Origin of the sequence: Vreelandella sedimenti, assembly GCF_013416325.1 — a bacterium.
Taxonomy (GTDB): Bacteria; Pseudomonadota; Gammaproteobacteria; order Pseudomonadales; family Halomonadaceae; genus Vreelandella; species Vreelandella sedimenti.
Genome location: NZ_JACCGK010000001.1, coordinates 359,150 through 377,887, shown reverse-complemented (window position 1 = coordinate 377,887; position 18,738 = coordinate 359,150). Strand labels below are relative to the sequence as shown.

General features: G+C 56.9%; 18 protein-coding genes. 11 read left to right on the top strand and 7 right to left on the bottom strand.

Annotation, left to right across the window (positions count from 1 at the left end; translation table 11 throughout):
• Window positions 1–10: 10 nt before the first annotated feature.
• Both mtnK and HZU72_RS01685 read right to left on the bottom strand, forming a co-directional pair.
• Window positions 11–1,273, bottom strand: a complete 1,263-nt coding sequence (mtnK, locus tag HZU72_RS01690; protein ID WP_180089989.1) for an S-methyl-5-thioribose kinase — start codon at window positions 1,271–1,273, stop codon at window positions 11–13.
• A gap of 63 nt (window positions 1,274–1,336) precedes the next feature.
• Window positions 1,337–2,581 carry a GGDEF domain-containing protein gene (locus tag HZU72_RS01685; protein WP_180089987.1) on the bottom strand — a complete coding sequence of 415 codons (1,245 nt, stop codon included), beginning with the start codon at window positions 2,579–2,581 and terminating at the stop codon, window positions 1,337–1,339.
• Window positions 2,582–2,775: 194 nt separating this feature from the next.
• Here HZU72_RS01685 and HZU72_RS01680 point away from each other — a divergent pair, with 194 nt between their 5' ends.
• A complete protein-coding gene (locus HZU72_RS01680; protein ID WP_180089985.1) occupies window positions 2,776–3,060 on the top strand; it encodes a YrhK family protein in 285 nt (94 codons plus the stop codon).
• Window positions 3,061–3,074: 14 nt separating this feature from the next.
• Here HZU72_RS01680 and HZU72_RS01675 read toward each other — a convergent pair whose 3' ends face one another.
• Window positions 3,075–3,341 (bottom strand): DksA/TraR family C4-type zinc finger protein, encoded by a 267-nt coding sequence (locus HZU72_RS01675; protein ID WP_180089983.1) that lies wholly within the window; start codon window positions 3,339–3,341, stop codon window positions 3,075–3,077.
• A gap of 79 nt (window positions 3,342–3,420) precedes the next feature.
• Window positions 3,421–4,173, bottom strand: coding sequence for a DeoR/GlpR family DNA-binding transcription regulator (locus HZU72_RS01670; RefSeq protein ID WP_235975908.1), 753 nt, complete (start codon window positions 4,171–4,173; stop codon window positions 3,421–3,423).
• A 134-nt stretch (window positions 4,174–4,307) separates the two neighbouring features.
• On the opposite strand from HZU72_RS01670, the gene HZU72_RS01665 reads away from it, so the two are divergent.
• From HZU72_RS01665 to HZU72_RS01645, 5 genes are read left to right on the top strand one after another with little or no spacing between them, the layout of a single operon-like run.
• Complete coding sequence (locus HZU72_RS01665; protein ID WP_180089979.1) at window positions 4,308–5,312, top strand: ABC transporter substrate-binding protein; 1,005 nt, start codon at window positions 4,308–4,310, stop codon at window positions 5,310–5,312.
• A 2-nt stretch (window positions 5,313–5,314) separates the two neighbouring features.
• A complete protein-coding gene (locus tag HZU72_RS01660) occupies window positions 5,315–7,045 on the top strand; it encodes an ABC transporter permease (RefSeq protein ID WP_180089977.1) in 1,731 nt (576 codons plus the stop codon).
• Window positions 7,033–8,124 (top strand): ABC transporter ATP-binding protein, encoded by a 1,092-nt coding sequence (locus tag HZU72_RS01655; RefSeq protein WP_180089974.1) that lies wholly within the window; start codon window positions 7,033–7,035, stop codon window positions 8,122–8,124. The genes HZU72_RS01660 and HZU72_RS01655 overlap by 13 nt, the downstream gene beginning before the upstream one ends.
• Window positions 8,121–9,212, top strand: coding sequence for an MBL fold metallo-hydrolase (locus HZU72_RS01650; protein ID WP_180089972.1), 1,092 nt, complete (start codon window positions 8,121–8,123; stop codon window positions 9,210–9,212). Before HZU72_RS01655 ends, HZU72_RS01650 begins: the two co-directional genes overlap by 4 nt.
• Entirely contained in the window at window positions 9,200–9,646 is a 447-nt protein-coding gene (locus HZU72_RS01645) for a phosphatase domain-containing protein (protein WP_035561221.1), read from the top strand. The genes HZU72_RS01650 and HZU72_RS01645 overlap by 13 nt, the downstream gene beginning before the upstream one ends.
• Here HZU72_RS01645 and HZU72_RS01640 read toward each other — a convergent pair.
• The 3 genes from HZU72_RS01640 to HZU72_RS01630 all read right to left on the bottom strand — a co-directional run bounded on the left by HZU72_RS01640 (window position 9,643) and on the right by HZU72_RS01630 (window position 12,608).
• On the bottom strand, window positions 9,643–10,806 hold the full coding sequence (locus HZU72_RS01640) for an MFS transporter (protein ID WP_180089970.1): 1,164 nt from the start codon (window positions 10,804–10,806) through the stop codon (window positions 9,643–9,645). The two genes, HZU72_RS01645 and HZU72_RS01640, sit on opposite strands and share 4 nt — an antisense overlap.
• Complete coding sequence (locus HZU72_RS01635) at window positions 10,797–11,804, bottom strand: GlxA family transcriptional regulator (protein WP_180089968.1); 1,008 nt, start codon at window positions 11,802–11,804, stop codon at window positions 10,797–10,799. Before HZU72_RS01635 ends, HZU72_RS01640 begins: the two co-directional genes overlap by 10 nt.
• A gap of 120 nt (window positions 11,805–11,924) precedes the next feature.
• Complete coding sequence (locus HZU72_RS01630) at window positions 11,925–12,608, bottom strand: GntR family transcriptional regulator (RefSeq protein ID WP_180089966.1); 684 nt, start codon at window positions 12,606–12,608, stop codon at window positions 11,925–11,927.
• 155 nt (window positions 12,609–12,763) lie between these two features.
• Between HZU72_RS01630 and dctP the strand changes: the two genes are divergently transcribed.
• The 5 genes from dctP (at window position 12,764) to HZU72_RS01605 (ending at window position 18,668) form a co-directional block, all read left to right on the top strand.
• Entirely contained in the window at window positions 12,764–13,759 is a 996-nt protein-coding gene (gene dctP, locus HZU72_RS01625) for a TRAP transporter substrate-binding protein DctP (RefSeq protein WP_180089964.1), read from the top strand.
• Window positions 13,760–13,859: 100 nt separating this feature from the next.
• Complete coding sequence (locus tag HZU72_RS01620; protein WP_027957005.1) at window positions 13,860–14,381, top strand: TRAP transporter small permease subunit; 522 nt, start codon at window positions 13,860–13,862, stop codon at window positions 14,379–14,381.
• 2 nt (window positions 14,382–14,383) lie between these two features.
• Window positions 14,384–15,718 carry a TRAP transporter large permease gene (locus HZU72_RS01615; RefSeq protein WP_180089962.1) on the top strand — a complete coding sequence of 445 codons (1,335 nt, stop codon included), beginning with the start codon at window positions 14,384–14,386 and terminating at the stop codon, window positions 15,716–15,718.
• 11 nt (window positions 15,719–15,729) lie between these two features.
• Window positions 15,730–17,133, top strand: a complete 1,404-nt coding sequence (locus HZU72_RS01610) for a malonyl-CoA decarboxylase (protein WP_180089960.1) — start codon at window positions 15,730–15,732, stop codon at window positions 17,131–17,133.
• The gene (locus HZU72_RS01605; protein WP_180089958.1) at window positions 17,130–18,668 is read left to right on the top strand and encodes a malonate--CoA ligase; all 1,539 of its coding nucleotides are present in this window, start codon (window positions 17,130–17,132) and stop codon (window positions 18,666–18,668) included. Before HZU72_RS01610 ends, HZU72_RS01605 begins: the two co-directional genes overlap by 4 nt.
• Window positions 18,669–18,738: the final 70 nt, after the last annotated feature.

The window sequence follows — 18,738 nt, the reverse complement described above, 5'->3', positions numbered from 1 at the left end:
GGGCAGGCGTTTACAGCACCTCTTGCTGGTTATACGCCCTGGCTAAATCCGCCAGCGCGGTAAGGTCACTATAGGCTTCCGGCTCCATAATCAGCGTTTGGCCCATCAGCACATTGCGCGCTTCAAGCTTGGCGCGCAGCGCGGTGTCTTCAATCTCTTCGAAATCGGCGTTGTGGGCCAGCGATAAAACCCGGCGGTGCATTTCGATGCCGCAGTAGGCCAGCGCATCCAGGCGAATCTCTTCCAGTAGCGCATCACAGGCGTCGTCGGCGCTATTGCCCTGCTCTTCAAACAGCGATTTGGGAAATAGAATGCCCGTCCGCTCGGTTTGCCACAGGTGGCGGAACTCGGCATCAAAGTGGCTAAAGCACGCCTCGATCACATCAAGAATCCACGCCTGATACTCATCAAGCTCACCTTCTTGTCGGTGAGCAGGCTGGCTGAAGTAGGCCATCAGAAAGTTGGCCACCGCCATACCCAGGTCAAAAGCCATCGGCCCGTACTGAGAAAACTCGGGGTCAATGACCCGCACGTCGGTATCAGTGGCCATAATCGAGCCGGCGTGCAGATCACCGTGCAGCATGGTTTCGGTGTTTGCGGTGAACTTCATCAACAGCCGCTGCACTTTGGCCTTTAAACGCGCGTTGCGGCGCAATTCATCCACCACCGGTGAAAGCTCCGGGGTGTGGTGATTCATTTCAGCGCCGTAATAAGGGTCGGTAAATACCAGTGACTCGGTGATGGCAGGAATCGCCACATTACCGGAAAACAGCCCCACGTCCGCCTTTTTCTCTGGGCTACTCAGCGAAAGCTCTGAGCCACGAAACGCCGTGCGGGCGCAAAATTTGCCAATGGTTTCGCCAAGTTGAGCGACGCGCTCACCGTTGATCAACTTACGGCGCAAGATAGTGTGGGGGTGCAGATACTCCATCACAAACAGCGCCTGGGGCTTGTCGAAGTAGTAGACTTCAGGGGCGATGCCCGGTGCACGCTTAGCCTGACGCACCAAGGCGTAGTACTCAAAGTGGGCGCGATAGACTGGCAGCGGCCAACTCTCGCCGACCATACGTACATAGGGAAGCGCCTGCTTAACCACTACACTGCCCACGTTACCGGAGACGATAAACACTAGGTTAAGGTTGCCGTCACCCACCTCGCGAATGTTCCAGCTCGCGGGTTCTCCGCCCACGCGTCTAACTACCGCCTCAACATCACCAAGCCGCTGGGATAGAGTGTCAACGCTTAGCGCGCGGTAATGTTGATCAATCTCCACAGTTCTCTCCTCACAAACGTTTACGTGTTTGGCTAGGGCCTGTTGGCCCGTTAACCTCCGCTATTAGGCCGATACGCTTAAGCCATCAATAGCGCTATCGCCAGATGATGAATCAATCGCACTAGCCACCCATACACGGTTGCGGCCTTGCCTCTTGGCTTCATAAAGCGCTTCATCTGCCTGGGATAATAGTTCGGCTGGGGCAAGGCTAACTTTCGGGTAGAGTACTGCAACACCAACGCTAACGGTAACAACGCTTTGCGCCGAGACACCGTGATTAGGAATTTCCAAAGCCTCCACATTGTGCCGAATACGCTCGGCCGCCGGTTTTGCCGCCTCAGGCGATGCATTGGCTATTAGCACTACAAACTCTTCACCACCAAAACGCACCACTAAATCGGCATCACGGCTATTGGCCTGCATGGCAGTAGCGACTTGACGCAAACACTCGTCACCCTGAGGATGCCCATAATAGTCGTTGTAAGCTTTGAAATGATCGATATCGATTACCACCAGCCCTAAACAAAGGCCTTTATCGGTAGCCTCCTGCCAGCGCACAGGAAAAACCGTATCGAACTGGCGCCGGTTGGCAAGATTGGTTAAAGGATCGGTCACCGACATGCGCGACAGTTCCTGGTTATCTTTTAAGTAATAGCCAGCGCGGATCTTTTCTTTCAGTACATGCAAATAGGAGGTTCGCTCACTCTGTTCGAAGCGATAGTTGGCCACTAACGTAAACAGCGCCTGAGCGATAATAGTAAATATCGCTAGCCGCTTCGCCTCTGGCGGCATGGGGTCATAAGATAGAACAAAAAGCAGTATTATAAATATGCAAATGGCAGATGACACACAGGCATAGTTAAACCGTAGTGAGTAAACAATATTACCCACCAGCAAAATAAGGCCGAAAGAGAAAACATCCAAGTAAGAGTAAGGAACGGTGGATTCTGCAAAGATCAAACATGAAATCACCGTAGCAACAATCACCGTGCTCGCCATTAACGTTTCACGTTGGGCTGGAGACACGCCACGGTAAACCCACCACAGAATTGGCAGACCAAAAGGCAGCATTACCCCCACCCTTAACGTCAGTGCCGTGGTGAAAGTATCCGGTCGAAAACTGTGGTCGTTGATCAAAAACAAGCAGTAGATGATCGCCGATATCAACCCAGCCACGACCATGCTACGGCTACGTTGGTGCTGAGTATCTTCTTCAAACCTTGCTTCCACTTCATCAGCAAAACGTAACCGCCAAGGCCCTCTACGCAACTCATCTTCCACCGCTGTCAGCAGCGTGTCATTGATCATTACTCGCCCTCAATGCCTCATCCGGTTACTTGTGGCTTTCATGCATCATTAATGAACACCAGAAGCCTAATACTACCTTTGAGTACGACAATAGTGTGCCACAATAACGTTTAGTTAAAATGAATATTGGTACACATGTTAAACGAAACTCATTCCAATTTTCATTAATTAAACATTCAACCAGGAGACTAATGATGCAACGCCAACAGGATCCGGTGACTAACGACTGGACTTTCATCATTGGGCATCGCGAACTCGTTGTGCACCAGCGCTATGAGGTGCTTAGCATGATCAACGACTTTATGCTGGGCATTTGGTTTACGATCGGCAGTGTCTGCTTTTTTTACCAGGGTGCGGTGCAAACTGTCGGCGTGTGGCTGTTTGTGATAGGGAGCATTCAACTGCTGATGCGCCCAGCGATTCGTCTTCACCGCTATGTCTATTTTAAGCAGTTGCCGGACACCGACCAGGACGCTTAGACGCCCAAGTCCGTTCAACGCAGTTGGCTATCTTTACTGCCACGACGATTGTAGCCACTAAAGGCCGACTGCTTTTTGTCCAGTTCACCCTGACACACCACACACAGCCGAACGCCTGGAATCGCTTTACGGCGCGGTTCAGGAATAGGATCGCCACACTCGTCGCAAACCTCAAGACTTTCGCCGCGGGGCAACTGGCTACGCGCACGCTGCACCGCATCCTCTAGTGTGCTTTCCATCTGCTCTTGTTCGGCGCCATCTTTTGCCCATCCACCTGCCATGGTCTCCTACCTCCCTTTTTTCAAAAACAACTGTTCAACATTGATCTTTAAGCATAGCAGTAAGCTGGACTACTCATTGTTAGCCTAAAAACCGAACGCCTTGGGCAGCCAAGGGGCTGCGAAGTTTGTCTGGCAGCGGCACATCGGTCACTACGGCATCATAATCACCCAGTTGACCCGCGGCGCAGCGTAGTGGCAGGTCGAACTTGGTTTTATCCAGTACTAACACGCGATAACCGGCATGGGCCAACAGCGCCTCACGGGCCATCACTTCGTCATCGTTGTAGTCATAAAGCTGGCCATAGCTATCCATTCCCCCCACCGACACAATCCCCACATCTGCACGGTAGCGTTGAAAAAAACGCCAGGCATCGCCGCCAATCACGTCCTGGTCACGACGACGCACTCGCCCACCCGCCACCACTAGCTCACACTTCAACTGGCACAGCTTAATCAGCGCATGCAGGTTATTGGTCATGATATGCAGACCTTGCTTATCACTCAGCGCATCGGCCAACTGCTCAACCGTGGTGCCCGTGCCTAAGAACAGTGCTTGATGATCCTGTACCAAGCTCGCTGCCCGCGCCGCAATCTGCCGTTTACCCGCCACGTTAACGATCTGACGCTGGTCGTAGCCGATGTTTTCCTGCTCGGGAAACGGCAGCACCTCACCTTGGCGGCGCAGCACCAAGCCCTTATCAGCTAGGTGGCGAATATCCCCACGCAGGGTTTGCACAGAAACCCCAAACTCGCCTGCCAGGCTGTCTACCGATTGGCGCCCTTGTGAGTGGATTCGCTGTAACAGCTGTTGTCGACGTTCGAACTGGCGCATAGCCCCTCTCAGCACAACGAAAGCAAAAAGTGCGGCAAACGAAAGCCATAAAATGTTGAACGAAAGCATAGTGTCACTTTGTTGTAAGCAGATGACAGTAGCTTAGGTGGGGTTCACTCACTGGAGGTTTACCCATGTTGAAGCGCCCCCTGTTATCTATTCCGACATCTGCCCTTACTGCTGCTGTCGCGGTAGCCAGCTTTTCCCTTTCGGCTCAGGTAGCGGCGAACGAAACGCTAACGCTCTACACCAGTCAGCCCAATAGCGATGCCCAACAGACTGTTGACGCCTTTGAAGCGGCCTATCCCGACATTGAAGTGGAGTGGGTACGCGACGGTACCACACGCTTGATGACCCGGCTGCGCTCGGAGCTTTCAGCCGGGGTGAGCAATCCCGACGTACTGCTGATTGCCGACAGCATGACCATGGAATCACTCAAGCAGGAGGGCCATTTACAGCCTTACCTAAGCGATGAGCGCCAAGCCTATGACGCTGACCTGTATGACCCAGAAGGCTACTACTACGGCACCAAGCTGATCACCACCGGGATTGTCTATAACACCGGCGCCGAGCATCAGCCGCAAAGCTGGCAAGACCTGCTGGGGCCTGACTACGAAGGGTTGGTCACCATGCCTAGTCCGCTTTACTCCGGCGCGGCACTGATCCATATGGCGGCGATCACTGCCAACCCTGACCTTGGCATGGCGTATTACGAAGCGCTTCATGAAAACCGCACCGAAGCCCAGGGTGGGAACGGTGGCGTCTTTAACGCCGTGGCCGCGGGTACCAAGCCCTACGGTATCGTGGTGGACTTCCTGCCGATCCGTGAAGCCGCCAAAGGCTCGCCGGTCGAATTCGTGTTCCCGGAAGAGGGCGTGAGCGCGGTGACTGAGCCGGTCGCCATTATGCAGGGCGCAGAGAATGTCGAGGCCGCGCAAAAGTTTGTTGATTTTGTGCTTTCCCAGCAGGGCCAGGAGCTGGTCAGCCAGCAGGGCTACCTGCCTGCCCACAACGACGTTACCCCACCGGAAGGTTTCCCCGAGCGCAATAGCATTACCCTGATGCCGGTTGATACCGAGCAGGCATTGGCGCAGGAAGAAGAACTCAAACAGCGTTTTAGCGATCTCTTCGGCGGGTAATCATGACGCCCGCTCTCAACTATGACAATAAGTACGGTAGCGACAACAAGTACGGCAGCCAGCACCGCTGGCTGCTTTCAAGCCTGCTGATCGCCATTGTAATGCTAAGCCTGGCACCCAGCCTGCGTCTGCTGATCGAGGCGTTAAGCGATCTTGCTCAGGGCCGCCAGTCGCCGCTGTGGCAAGTGCTCAGCAGTGCCAGCACTTGGCGAGCACTCTGGCATAGCCTGTATACCTCGGGGCTCGGCATGCTGATCGCTATGGTGCTGGGCAGTCTATTCGCCTTTGCCATCACGCTCACCAATGTGCGCGGAAAATCGTGGCTGGTGTTCTGCTTTATGCTGCCAATGATGATTCCGCCCCAGGTTACCGCCTTGAGCTGGCTGCAGCTCTTTGGTCCGGCCAGCCCGCTACTGAAAAGCATAGGCTTGGCGCCACCACTGGGCAGCCCGCAGCCGCTCTACTCCGCTGAAGGGATCGCTTTACTGCTGGGCATCCAGAGCGCCCCGCTGGTATTTCTGGCCCTTCGTACCAGCCTGCTTTCGCTGCCCCGGGAGCTTATTGAAGCCGCTCGCATTAGCGGCGCCAAACAAACCCAAGTTTGGGGTCACATTATTTTACCCGTGACCCGTAGCGGCTTGATCGCCGGAGGCGCGATGGCATTTATCTCGAGTCTCGGCAACTTCGGCATCCCCGCCATGCTGGGTATTCCCGCAGGCTATTACGTGCTGCCCACGCTGATCTACCAGCGTATGGCCAACTTCGGCACCGGGGTGTTGGCAGAAATGGCTGCGCTCTCCTTGCTGATTGGTTTACTGGCACTGGCCGGAGTGGCGTTGCAGCAGCAATTGATGAATCGCAGCCGCTTCGGGCTGGGCGGCCATAGTGGACGCTCACACGATTTCACCCTGGGAAGTTGGCGCTCGCTGGTGACCGCCACGCTCGTCGGAATATTGCTGATTATTCTGGTCGCACCGCTACTTGCACTGATCATCAGCTCGCTGGTACCCGCCATGGGCGTGCCATTAAACGCCGAGACAGCCACCCTGAACGCTTACGCTGAAGTGGTGGGTCGCCAAGGTGCCACATGGCGAGCGGTGAACAACAGTCTGTGGCTGGCGGGCAGCGCGGCTGTGGTGCTGATGCTGCTCAGTCTGCCATTAGCTTACCGGCTACAGCGCCTGCCGGAACGTTGGCGGGGTGTGGTGCTCAGTGCCATTGAGATTCCCTATGCGCTTCCCGGCGTAGTATTGGCCATTGCCTGCATCCTGCTATTTGTTCGCCCGCTGCCGATTATCAATGTAGCGCTCTACGGCACCCTGGGGCTGATTTTTATCGCTTACCTGGCGCGCTTTCTGGTGGTCTGCGTTAAGCCCGTCGCCGCCAGCCTGGCGCAGCTGGATCCTTCGCTTGAAGAGGCGGCACAGCTCGCGGGGGCAGGCCCCTGGCGGCGCCTGGGCAGCATTATTTTACCCCTGGTCGCGCCCGCGCTGTTCGCAGGCGGCCTGCTGGTATTTCTGCTGGCGGTCAACGAACTTACCGTGTCAGCCCTGCTATGGAGCGCCGGTAACGAAACCCTCGGCGTGCTGATTTTCAACCTCGACGAAGGCGGCGAAAGCGTGCTGGCCTCTGCGGTGTCAGTGCTGGTGGTAGTAATGGTCGCCTCGCTGATGCTGACACTCAGTTTACTGGCGCCGCGTTTACCCAAAGGAGTCATTCCATGGCAGAGTTAGGCATGGCAGTGCCATCTAGTGCAGGGCTATCGATCGATCGTGTCACCAAGCGCTTTGGCGAACAGACGGCCGTTGATGCGCTGTCGCTGACGATCAATCCAGGCGAGTTTGTCGCCCTGCTCGGCCCCAGCGGCTGTGGCAAAACCACCATGCTACGCATGCTGGCAGGCTTTGAAACGATCAACGACGGTACGATTCAATTAGCCAATCGCACCCTGGCCAGCGCCGATACCCATGTGCCGCCTGAACAGCGCAATATGGCCATGGTATTCCAGTCCTATGCGCTATGGCCGCATATGAGCGTGGCTGACAACGTGGGCTACCCAGTCAAGCTACGAGGCCTGCGCGGAGCGGCGTATCACCACAGGGTGCAGCAGGCCCTGGCCCTGGTGGAGCTTGATGCCTACGCCGATCGCATGCCCCAGGCCCTCAGTGGCGGCCAGCGCCAGCGGGTGGCCCTGGCGCGCTGCCTGGTCAGCGACCCTTCAGTGGTACTGCTGGATGAGCCATTGGCCAACCTTGACCGTCACCTGCGCGCCACCATGGAACACAGCTTCCGCGATTTTCACCAGCGAACTGGCGCCACGCTGGTCTATGTCACCCACGACCAAACCGAAGCCATGGCGCTGGCGGACAAAATCGCCGTGATGAAAGCGGGCAAGCTGGTTCAGTGGGGCGCCCCTGAAACCCTTTACAGGCAGCCGCGAACCGCCTGGGTAGCAGGCTTTATCGGCCAGGGCAGCCAATTAAAGGTCGCCGCCGGTCACCCTGGAAAGCACCTTGAGAGCGCGACCCTAATGCGCGGGCTGAACGCCATCGAATCCGAACGAACCCAAAGCGTGCTGGTGCGCCCGGAACATATTCAGATCAGCGCGGCAACCGCTTCCTCCGCAACTCCCACTCATAACCAGCTTGCCGCACAGGTGGAAAACGTTATTTTCCGCGGCGAGCGCTATGAGCTCACCCTGCGCCTGCCCAGCGGGGAAACACTGCTGGCCTACCACCACACCGCACCTGACCTGGGTAGCCAGGTTGCCGTCGACCTTCAGCAGGGCTGGTGCCTGGAGCCCGACCAATGAGTATCAATATCGAGATTCTCAGTGGTTTAGGCGCCAAAGGGCCTGCTGCAATAGTGGTAGAAGCCCAGGGAAAACGCCTACTGCTAGATGCAGGCGGTGAACTCCACCCGGATGACACCATTACTTGGGCGAACAACCTGGCTGTGGATGCCGTACTGATCAGCCATGACCATATCGACCATATCGGCGGCGTGGCCGAGCTAGCAGAGAGCGTGCCACTTTATTGCACGCCGCTGGTAGCCAAGGCACTGCCTCACAACCGCGCATGGCGCCCCTTGCCCGAACGCGGCACGCTAGAAGTGGAAGGCATCACCGTTACCACCGGCCAGGCGGGGCACTCGCTAGGCGGTGTGTGGCTACATCTAGCGGTGGAGGGCGGTGTTTACTATAGCGGCGACGCCTGTTTTGAGTCGTCTGTGTTTCCGTTTGATACCCCGCCGAAAGCGGCTATTGCACTACTGGATGCCTCCTACGGCAGCTACGACCAGCCCCAAGCGTACTGTGTTCAGGCTATTAGTGAGCGCCTTGATCAGCCGCTGGCGTTTCCGGTGCCGGAAACCGGCCGCGCCCTGGAAATGGCACTATGGCTGGCGGAAGAGGCGGATCAGCGGCAGTTAACGCTCGCCATCGACCCCGTGATTCGCGACAACCTGGCCGCGCTCTTGGCTCTGCCTGCAACACTGCGTCGGCCTGGGCTCGACCACTCGATTCGCTCGCTGTTAGCGCGGCAAAACGCTTGCCCGCCAACCCTTCAGTTGATGTGCGATCGCAGCGATACGCCGGAACAGTGGCCCGATCACCACCTACTTCACACAGGTTATCTGACCCCTGACCGCCGCGCAGAGCTAGCGGCAGGCCAAATCAGCTGGCAGCGCTGGAATGTTCACCTACGTGCGTCGCACCTGGTGGCGCTTGCCGATCAGTTAGACGCCACCCAAGTGGTACCGCTATTTACCCCGTTTAGCGATAACGCATTAACCGCTTGGCAGGGACTACTAGGCGAGCGCCTCTGCACCGCCCAGCGTTTATCTGCTCCTTCACGTCTAGTCACCCTTTCCAGTTTAGGGAGTTTTGCATGTCCGCAGTAATTGTTGATGTTGACGGCACCTTAGCCGAATTTCACCCCCACCAGGTCAGTGACTGGGTGCTGGGCAGCCAAAAACAGTGGGAGCCCTTCTTTGCCCATATGGCCGAAGCGCCGGTGATCGAAGCGGTGGCCAAGCTGGTTAAAATCCTGAAGGCCCAAGGCCAGCAGATTGTGATTTGCAGCGGTCGCCCGGATAGCCACCGTGAGCATACCCAGCGCTGGCTAGAGCGCCACACCATCCCCTTTGATGCCATGTATCTACGCCCTGAGGGCGATGACCATGTGGATGATGAAGCGGTAAAAGAGGCGTTACTGGAGCGCATGCGCAGCGACGGCTTTGCGCCTTGGCTGGTGCTGGATGACCGTGACGCTGTGGTCGCCCAGTGGCGCGCGCTCGGGCTTACTTGCCTGCAGTGCGCGCCAGGGGATTTTTAAGCGTTTTCCAGCCGGGTTCGGTGCTGCCAGACCAGCACCGCCAAGGGCACTAGCGCGATGGGGATCAACACTAGGTTAAGCGTCGCCCAACCCAAGCCGCTGACCAAGGGCCCAGCGAGCAACGCAGTGATAGCGGCGGTGCCAAAGACTAAAAACTCGTTGGCGGCCTGAGTGCGCGCTTTATCCACCGGGCGGTAACTCTCAGTGAGCAGCCCGGTGGCGGGCAGAAAGGTAAAATTCCAGCCCAAGCCCAGCAAAATCAGCGCCACGTTGAAACCGGCTAAACTGATCCCCAACTGAGCGACCAAGGCACTTGCCACCAGCAGCAGGCAGCCTGCCACAATAACTTGCTTGGCGCCGAAGCGGGTGGCCAAATGGCCAGTAAAGAACGAGGGTAAAAACATCGCCACCACGTGCCACTGAATGGTCATTGAAACGTGGTTAAAGTGATGCCCAGCCCCCGCCATGGCGAGCGGCGTGGCGGTCATGGCCAAATTCATCATGCCGTACCCGACCATCGCCGCGCTCACCGACACAATAAATCCAGGCTGGCGGAGTATCTTACCCAGCGGCAGTGCGTTGCCTTCGCCGTGGGTGCGGGAAGCAGGCGGCAGTTGCGTCAGCATCAGCACCACTAACGCCAGTGCGTAGAGCGCTGCCAAGCCTACAAAACTGCCCAGAAACGGCACTTCACCCAGCTCACGGCTCACCCTGGCTAGCCATGGCCCGGCAAACGCGGCCAGCACACCACCCCCCATCACCAAGCCAATCGCCCGGTCACGCATCGGCGTGGGGGCGGCTTCCACCGCGGCAAAGCGATAGAGCTGGCCAAAGCCAATGCCGATTCCGATTAGCCAGGTCGACAGCAAGAACAGCCCAAAGCGCTCGCCAATCAACGCCTGCACGGCGACCAGTGCACCTACCAATCCCAACAGATTGCCCAGTATAAAGCCGCGCTTTCGGCCCAGCCTGGCCATAATTAACGAGGCGGGAATGGTGGCGCACATCAGCCCCAGCCACTGGGTGGCGACCGGCGCGGTCGACCATGACGCACTTGGCGCCAAAGACGCCCCAATCAGCGGCGAGACGGCAATCAGCAAGACATTACCGGTAACCAGTAGCGCCTGGCAGAGCGACAATAGAGTGACGGTTAAAGGCATGAAACGCTCTCCTGAATAGAATCATCTGTATGGGAAGACGCAAAGCGCTGGCGATATACCGAGGGTGATACGCCGTAGTAGCGCTGAAACTGGCGGCGCAGCTGCTCCGCGCCGCCCAACCGCCAGCGTTGTGCTAGGCGCTCAAGGGATACGTTTTCGCGCCCGTTGAGCAGCGCCAAGCGCGCTTGCTCAAGGCGTAGTTGGGTCAGGTAAGCACCGGGGGTGGTATTTAAGTAGCGCCTAAATAGCCGGGTTAAATGGCGCGGGGAGACCGCCATCAGGTCGGCCATGCTCTCAAGCCCGTGATCAACGCTGGGGTCGGCGTGGAGCTGATCCAGCAAGCGGCGCAGCGGCCCCGCCTCTTGTTGGTGTCGCAGTATCTCGCTGAACTGCGACTGCCCACCTGGGCGCTGCAAAAACACCACTAGCTCGCGGGCCACTCGACCGGCCAGATCAGCACCGTGATCTGCCTCTACCAGCGAAAGCGCCAAATCAATCCCCGCCGTTACACCGGCGCTGGTGTAGCGGCCGTTGCTTTCGATATAGAGTGCATCGGGCTCTACGCTTAGTGCGGGGTACTCATCCGCCAGTTGAGGTGCATGGCGCCAGTGAGTGGTAACGCGGCAGCCTTCCAGCAACCCTGCAGCGGCTAACAAAAATGCCCCAGAGCAGATAGAGCCGAGCCGCCTCACCTCTGGAGCGACCTCACAAAGCACCTGCTTCACTGCGGCTATTTCACACTGCTGCATCACGCCACTGCCACCCGCCACCAACAGCGTATCCAGGGGCAGTAAATGAGTAAGTTGATGGTAGGTGTGCGTAGCATGCACGGCTAGGCCGCCATTGGTGACTACCGGGCCGACGGCATCGGCGACCAGGGTCAACTGATAGAGCGGCTGGGGGCTTAGCGTATTGGCGCTGGCAAACACCTGCCAGGGACCGCTGACATCCAGCAGTTGGCAGTCGGGGTAGGCAAATAGAGCAACATGGCGAGTCACAGTCTCTCTCCGCTAACGGGGAATCGAAGCATTAGAGAGAGTGTCAGCGCTGCGCCTTATGTCGGCAAGGACGATTACCCCACCGATATGGACATCTTTATAAAAAGCAGTACATTCGGATCAGCCCGTTCTCTCTAACGGTGACTCCATCCTGCGTACGCTGGAAACGAAATCGCTAAAGCGCTCGCCTTGAATCAATACATGGTCGCTCAGTGCTTGCTGGGCCGCCACGGGGTCGCCCTGTTCAATGGCCTCCACAATGGTTTGGTGCTCGCTGAGGGAATTATTTACCCGCTGGCGCACCTGGAGCTGCAGGCGCCGGTAAGGCTTTAAACGTTGTTTAAGTTGGCGCGCTTCGCTGGCCAAAAAAGTGTTGTGGCTAGCGGTGTAGATACAGTCGTGAAAGCCTTCGTTTTCGTAGTAATACTCGTCGCTGTCGCCGGCCAGGGCCGCTGCTTCGCAGCGCTGATGCGCTTCGCGTAACGCGGCCAGCTCTGATTCGGTAATCCGGCGTGCTGCCAAGCGGCCGCACATGCCTTCAAGCTCCGCCATCACCTCGAACATCTCGATCAGTTGATCAATACCCACTTTCGCAACGAAGGTGCCCTTCTTCGGGGAAACGGTGACCAAGCCGCTGGCGACCAACTGTTGAAAGGCTTCGCGCACAGGCGTTCGCGAAACCTGAAACTCGCGCCCCAAGGCCTCTGGATCCAGGCGCTCTCCCGGTAAGCGACGGCCATTGATGATGTCATCCTCAAGAGAATCTCTTAATCGCTGAGCATTGGATCGCTTGGTGCCGGTCATATTTACCTCCTTGGATCGCGGCTCGTCTTAGCCGTTTTAATGCTGTCATACAGTTGACATTAGCATACATAGCGCCTATTGATATATATATCAGCTCGACTGATAGATACATATAGTCCATCCAAACACACAACAACAACTGTTGGAGACGCCTCATGCAACGCTATGTGATCTCAACTGCTGCCGCCCTCGGTCTCGCCATTGCGGCTTCCCACGCCTCTGCCGATACCGTGCTACGCGCGTCGCATCAATTCCCTGGGGGTCAGGGAGACGTTCGCGACGAGATGGTGCAAATGATGGCCCGCAAAGTAGTCGATGCGGATGTAGGGCTGACCATAGAAGTTTATCCGGGCCAGTCACTGTTCAAAGCGCGTGAACAGTGGGGCGCTATCGCTCGTGGTCGCCTCGATATCACCTCTCTACCGCTGGATTACGCTAGTGGTCGGCATCCGGAATTTTCGGCTACGCTGATGCCGGGCTTAGTGCGTAATCAGGCCCATGCTCAACGTCTGAATGACTCTGAATATATGGACATGATTAAAGAAGTCATTCGCGAAGGCGGCGCTCGAGTACTTGCAGATGCCTGGTTATCCGGTGGCTTTGCATCTAGCGAACAGTGCGTTACCTCCCCGGATACCGTCGAGGGCCAAAATTTCCGTGCTGCCGGACCTGCGTTTGAACAAATGCTTGAGGCCGCTGGCGCCTCCATTGCCTCCATGCCCTCTTCCGAGGTTTATACCGCCATGCAAACCGGTGTGCTGGATGCCGCCAATACCTCGTCGATGTCGTTTATCTCTTTCCGGCTTTATGAACAGGTTGAATGCTTGACCGAGCCGGGTGACTTCGCGCTCTGGTACATGTACGAACCCATTCTTATTTCTGAGCAGGTATGGCAAGAGCTTAACGAGGAACAGCAGGCGGCGCTGATAGAAGCCGGTGAAGCCGCAGAAGCCTTCTTTGCTGAAGAGGCCGCCGCCATTGATCAGGAAATGGTCGATCTTTACGAGGAGAACGGCGTCGAGGTGGTCAGCATGAGCGAAGACGACTACAACGCCTGGCTCGATATCGCCAAGGAAACCTCTTACAAAAACTTTGCCGACAATGTTCCCAATGGCCAGGCCATTATCGATGCAGCGCTGGCCGTCGAGTAAGCAACCCATAAACGCCTAACGGCTCGGCTGCCCTTCGGGGTGGCCGTTTTCAACTGATGCTTGCTTAGCTTGGCGAAATAACCAGCTTGACGAGGGAAATATGGCACCTGCAACGACTCACAATGCCCTGGCGCGTGGGGGCATCATTGGCGGCTACATTCGCGTCATGGATAAGCTTTCGCGGCTGTCTGCCTATTTAGCCTGCGCCATGTTTATCGCTGGCGTATTAGTGATTTGCCAGATGGTATTTATTCGCTACTTACTCGGAATGAGCACCAGTTGGCAGACCGAATTCACCATCTTTTCAGTAACGGCGGCAATGTTGATGGGTAGCCCTTATGTACTGATGACCGGCGGGCACGTGGCTATCACTATTGTGCCCGATGCGCTGGGTGGTATTACCCGCACCATCATGCGCTTGATCGCTTCGCTGTTTGGATTAGGTTTCTGTGCCGCCCTGGCGTATGCCAGCTGGGTCTATGTTTTTGAGGCACTTCACGGTGAGTGGACGACGGGTTCCGTATGGAATCCACCGCTGTGGCCCGCCCTGCTGCCCATGGCCGTCGGCGCCACCCTGCTGTCGCTGCAATATGTAGCTGAAATTCTGCGTGGGGAGAGCTAAGCATGGATCCCATTACCTTAGGCATTATTGTCGCCATCGCGCTGATTACGCTGATGGCCATTGGCACCCCTATCGCTTTTGCCCTGGGCGGTGTATCGCTGCTGGCACTAATCTACGACCGTGGCCTTGCTGAGCTCACCTACTTCGGGGAAACCTTTTTTGACCGCATCGCCGAGTTTGGTTTTGTCGCCATTCCGATGTTTATTCTGATGGGCGCCGCGGTGGCCTCCTCTCCCACCGGGCGCGATCTGTATCGCTCGCTGGATCTATGGATGGGCAAGCTGCCCGGCGGCTTGGCGGTTTCCAATATCGGCGCCTGCTCTATCTTTGCTGCGCTCTCGGGATCGTCACCAGCCACCTGTGCGGCGATTGGTAAAATGGGCATTCCCGAAATGCGCATGCGCGGCTACCCGGATGGCGTGGCGGCGGGCTGTATTGCCGCGGGTGGCACCCTGGGCATCCTGATTCCGCCGTCGGTCACCATGATCATCTACGGCATCTCCACCGAAACCTCTATTGGTCGACTGTTTATTGCCGGGGTGGTGCCAGGCTTTATGCTCGCGGGCCTGTTCATGATATGGACGATGATCGCCTGCAAGCTGGCCGGTGGCTATAACAACCCGATGGCGGAGTCCGTCGAACGGTTAAAACAGAACGTTAAGCAGAATGTTGATACCAACCTGAAAGCGTTAGTGCGCGTTCTGCCTTTCCTGGGCGTGGTCGCGGGTATCCTGTTTGCCTTGTATGGCGGGGTGGCAACACCTTCAGAAGCAGCAGGCGTAGGCGCATTCCTCTGTTTGGCGCTGGCTATTCTGATCTACCGCATGTGGCAGCTGGGCCCGATAAAACTGATTATGCGCGACTCGCTACGCGAAAGCGTGATGATCATGCTGGTAATCGCCACCGCCGAAGTGTTCGCCTATGCGCTCTCCTCGATGTTTATCACCCAAACCGTTGCCGCCGCGATTGCTGATCTGGAGATCAACCGCTGGGCGCTGATGGGGGTGATTAACCTCTTCCTGCTGGTGGCCGGTTTCTTCCTGCCACCCGTGGCAGTGATCGTGATGACCGCGCCCATTCTGTTACCTATCATCCTGGCGGCTAATTTCGACCCCTACTGGTTTGCGGTGATTTTGACCATCAACCTGGAGATCGGTCTGATCACACCGCCAGTGGGTCTCAACCTGTTCATTATTAAAGGCATCGCGCCGGATATTTCGCTGCGCGACATTCTGATGGGAAGCTTGCCCTACGCGCTATGTATGGTGCTGGGTATCTTGCTGCTGTGTCTCTTCCCAGGCATCGCGCTTTGGCTACCTAACTTGATCATGGGTTAAGGAGTTCGACCATGAACATGCTGTTTTTGCAGGAGCTGTTCAACAACATCACTCAGCGTGATGCACTGTTGCGGCGCCGCCAGCCCGAGAATTTAACGCCCGACCATGGGCAGTTGGTTAACGCCTGCCACAGGCTGTTGGAAAGCGATGGAGAAGCCTCCAGCATCGCGCTGGCAAGCCGCGCCTTGGCGATTTATCAGCGCCTTTCGGCAGCTGAAAAAAGCAGCTTCTTTGCCCGCCTAACGGCTGACTTTGCGGCCGATCCCGGCCCCATTGACGCCGCCTACCTGGCGTATCTAGAGGTGCGCGACAACCAATCGCTACAGCGCCTGTTTGAAGCCTGCGAGCCCCGGCGCCAAGAGCTTTTTCGGCGTTTAAACCTGGCCAGCGACGGCACCTATGAGCTGGTTAAAATGCGTGAAGACCTGCTGGGGCTACTACGCGAACAGCCGGAATTAGCGCCCATCGACGACGATTTCGCCCATCTGTTTGGCTCCTGGTTCAACCGCGGCTTTTTGATGCTCAAGCGCATTGACTGGAACACCCCCGCTTCGATTCTAGAGAAGATCATCCGCTACGAAGCGGTACACGAAATTCAGGACTGGGACGATCTACGCCGGCGCTTAGATGCCCGTGACCGTCGCTGTTTCGCCTTCTTTCACCCCGCCATTGGCGACGAGCCGCTGATCTTTGTGGAAGTGGCCCTGCATAAGGGCCTGCCGAGCCGTATCCAGCCCATCTTGTCAGGGGAGAGTTCTGGAGAGAGTTTTGGAGAGAGCTCTGGAGAGAGTCGTCATACTAAAAAAGCCATCGATGAGCCCGAGGATGCCGATACAGCGGCGTTCTTTGGCATTAGCAACTGCCAGACCGGGCTGCGCGGGATCTCCTTCGGTAACTTTTTGATCAAGCAGGTGGTGCAAGAGCTCTCCCAGGAGCTACCGCAGCTTAAATACTTCGTCACCCTCTCGCCGGTGCCTGGCTTCGCCCAGTGGTTGCAGGAGCAGCGTGATGATGAGCAGCTTCCCTCTTCTCTGCATAAATCACTCAAAGGGCTTGAAACCCCAGGATGGCATCAGGACAAAGCGCTTGAAGAGCAGCTTAAAGCCGCGATTCGCCCACTGGCCGCCCGTTACCTGGTCGAAGAGAAGAACCGCCACGGCCTGCCGCTCAACCCGGTGGCCCGCTTTCACCTCGGCAATGGCGCTGAACTTCACCGTATTAATTGGCTAGGCGATATCTCCGAGAAGGGCTTTAAACAAGCCGCAGGACTGATGGTTAACTATCTGTATGTGCTGGACGATATCGAGCGCAATCACGAAAACTATACCGCCAAGGCGACCGTTGCTTGCTCGAATGAGGTGCGCGACCTCGCCAAACGCGCTCGCAAGCTGGCCAAAGGAGAGACCACCAAATGAGCCACAACCTATTTGAAACCTTTGCTGCCAAAATGCGCGAGCGGGCAGAGGCCGATTTTATTACTACCCGCGATGGCCGCCGCTATCGCTACTCCGATGCGCTGACCATCAGTGCACAGCTTGCTGGCGCACTAACCGAGTTAGGCGTTAAGCAAGGCGACCGCGTCGCCGTGCAGGTGGATAAAAGTCCTGAGGCGATACTGCTTTACCTGGCCTGCCTGCGCATCGGCGGCGTCTATTTGCCCCTCAATACGGGCTATACCGGCGATGAGATTCGCTACTTTTTAAATGATGCCGAGCCGGCGCTGTTTGTTTGTCGCCCCAAGATAGAAGAGCAAGCGCAGTCGCTTGCTGCTGAAACCGGCTGCCCGGCGGTGGTCACCCTGGGCAGCGCCGCCGATGGCAGCCTGATGGAAACCGCCCAAGCGGCAACGCCGCGTGAAGATATCGTGGCACTTGGCGAGCGCGACCTGGCTGCTATTCTTTATACCTCGGGCACCACTGGGCGCTCCAAAGGCGCCATGCTAACGCACAAAAACCTCGCCTCGAACGCCGAGACCCTGGCCAAAGCGTGGCACTTCAGCGCTGATGATCGGCTGATTCATGCGCTGCCAATCTTCCACACTCACGGCTTATTCGTTGCCTGCAACGTCACTTTGATGGCGGGCGCCAGCATGCTCTTCCTGCCCAAGTTCGATGCCGATGTGATCTTCGAAGAGCTGCCCCATGGCAGCGTGATGATGGGCGTTCCCACTTTCTATACACGGCTGGTTCAGGACGAACGACTGACCCCAGAAGCTACCGCCAACATGCGGTTGTTCGTTTCCGGCTCTGCCCCACTCACTGCCGAGACCCACGAGGCATTTGAAGCCAAAACGGGGCATGCGATTCTTGAGCGGTACGGCATGACAGAAACCAATATGAACCTCTCCAACCCCTATGAAGGCGCCCGCCGAGCAGGCACTGTGGGCATGCCGCTACCCGGCGTGGAGATGCGCATTACCAACCGAGAAACCGGCGCTGAGGTGCCGTTTGGCGAGATTGGCATGCTGCAGATTCGCGGCCCGAACGTTTTTATCGGCTACTGGCGAATGCCCGAAAAGACCCGAGAGGAGCTGTTAGACGATGGCTTTTTCATTACCGGCGATCTCGCCATGGTCGACGACCAGGGCTATGTGCATATTGTTGGCCGTGACAAGGATCTGGTGATTTCCGGCGGCTACAATGTTTACCCCAAAGAAGTGGAGCAGGTGATCGACGAGCTCGAACAAGTCGCCGAATCCGCAGTGATCGGACTGCCGCACCCTGACTTTGGCGAGGGCGTTACCGCAGTGGTCGTTCGCCAGCAAGGCGCTGATCTTGGAGAAAACCAGCTTGAAGAGGAGAAAGTAATCACCCATTTAGATGGACGGCTCGCTAAGTATAAGCAGCCTAAGCGGGTCTTCTTTGTCGATGAATTGCCGCGCAATACGATGGGCAAAGTACAGAAAAATGAACTGCGTAAGCGGTTCAACGACACCTACCAAACGCCTTAGTCGCGACTCCTAGGCGCTACTCATTCCTGAACGTTTGCCCCAACTCTTTAGCCTGACACGATAAGGGAAA

Excerpts from the sequence above, each read along its gene's own strand:
- HZU72_RS01685 (WP_180089987.1), bottom strand. The coding sequence starts at position 2,581 with ATGATCAATGACACGCTGCTGACAGCGGTGGAAGATGAGTTGCGTAGA.
- HZU72_RS01680 (WP_180089985.1), top strand. The coding sequence starts at position 2,776 with ATGCAACGCCAACAGGATCCGGTGACTAACGACTGGACTTTCATCATT.
- HZU72_RS01675 (WP_180089983.1), bottom strand. The coding sequence starts at position 3,341 with ATGGCAGGTGGATGGGCAAAAGATGGCGCCGAACAAGAGCAGATGGAA.
- HZU72_RS01670 (WP_235975908.1), bottom strand. The coding sequence starts at position 4,173 with ATGCGCCAGTTCGAACGTCGACAACAGCTGTTACAGCGAATCCACTCA.
- HZU72_RS01665 (WP_180089979.1), top strand. The coding sequence starts at position 4,308 with ATGTTGAAGCGCCCCCTGTTATCTATTCCGACATCTGCCCTTACTGCT.
- HZU72_RS01660 (WP_180089977.1), top strand. The coding sequence starts at position 5,315 with ATGACGCCCGCTCTCAACTATGACAATAAGTACGGTAGCGACAACAAG.
- HZU72_RS01655 (WP_180089974.1), top strand. The coding sequence starts at position 7,033 with ATGGCAGAGTTAGGCATGGCAGTGCCATCTAGTGCAGGGCTATCGATC.
- HZU72_RS01650 (WP_180089972.1), top strand. The coding sequence starts at position 8,121 with ATGAGTATCAATATCGAGATTCTCAGTGGTTTAGGCGCCAAAGGGCCT.
- HZU72_RS01645 (WP_035561221.1), top strand. The coding sequence starts at position 9,200 with ATGTCCGCAGTAATTGTTGATGTTGACGGCACCTTAGCCGAATTTCAC.
- HZU72_RS01640 (WP_180089970.1), bottom strand. The coding sequence starts at position 10,806 with ATGCCTTTAACCGTCACTCTATTGTCGCTCTGCCAGGCGCTACTGGTT.
- HZU72_RS01630 (WP_180089966.1), bottom strand. The coding sequence starts at position 12,608 with ATGACCGGCACCAAGCGATCCAATGCTCAGCGATTAAGAGATTCTCTT.
- dctP (WP_180089964.1), top strand. The coding sequence starts at position 12,764 with ATGCAACGCTATGTGATCTCAACTGCTGCCGCCCTCGGTCTCGCCATT.
- HZU72_RS01620 (WP_027957005.1), top strand. The coding sequence starts at position 13,860 with ATGGCACCTGCAACGACTCACAATGCCCTGGCGCGTGGGGGCATCATT.
- HZU72_RS01615 (WP_180089962.1), top strand. The coding sequence starts at position 14,384 with ATGGATCCCATTACCTTAGGCATTATTGTCGCCATCGCGCTGATTACG.
- HZU72_RS01610 (WP_180089960.1), top strand. The coding sequence starts at position 15,730 with ATGAACATGCTGTTTTTGCAGGAGCTGTTCAACAACATCACTCAGCGT.
- HZU72_RS01605 (WP_180089958.1), top strand. The coding sequence starts at position 17,130 with ATGAGCCACAACCTATTTGAAACCTTTGCTGCCAAAATGCGCGAGCGG.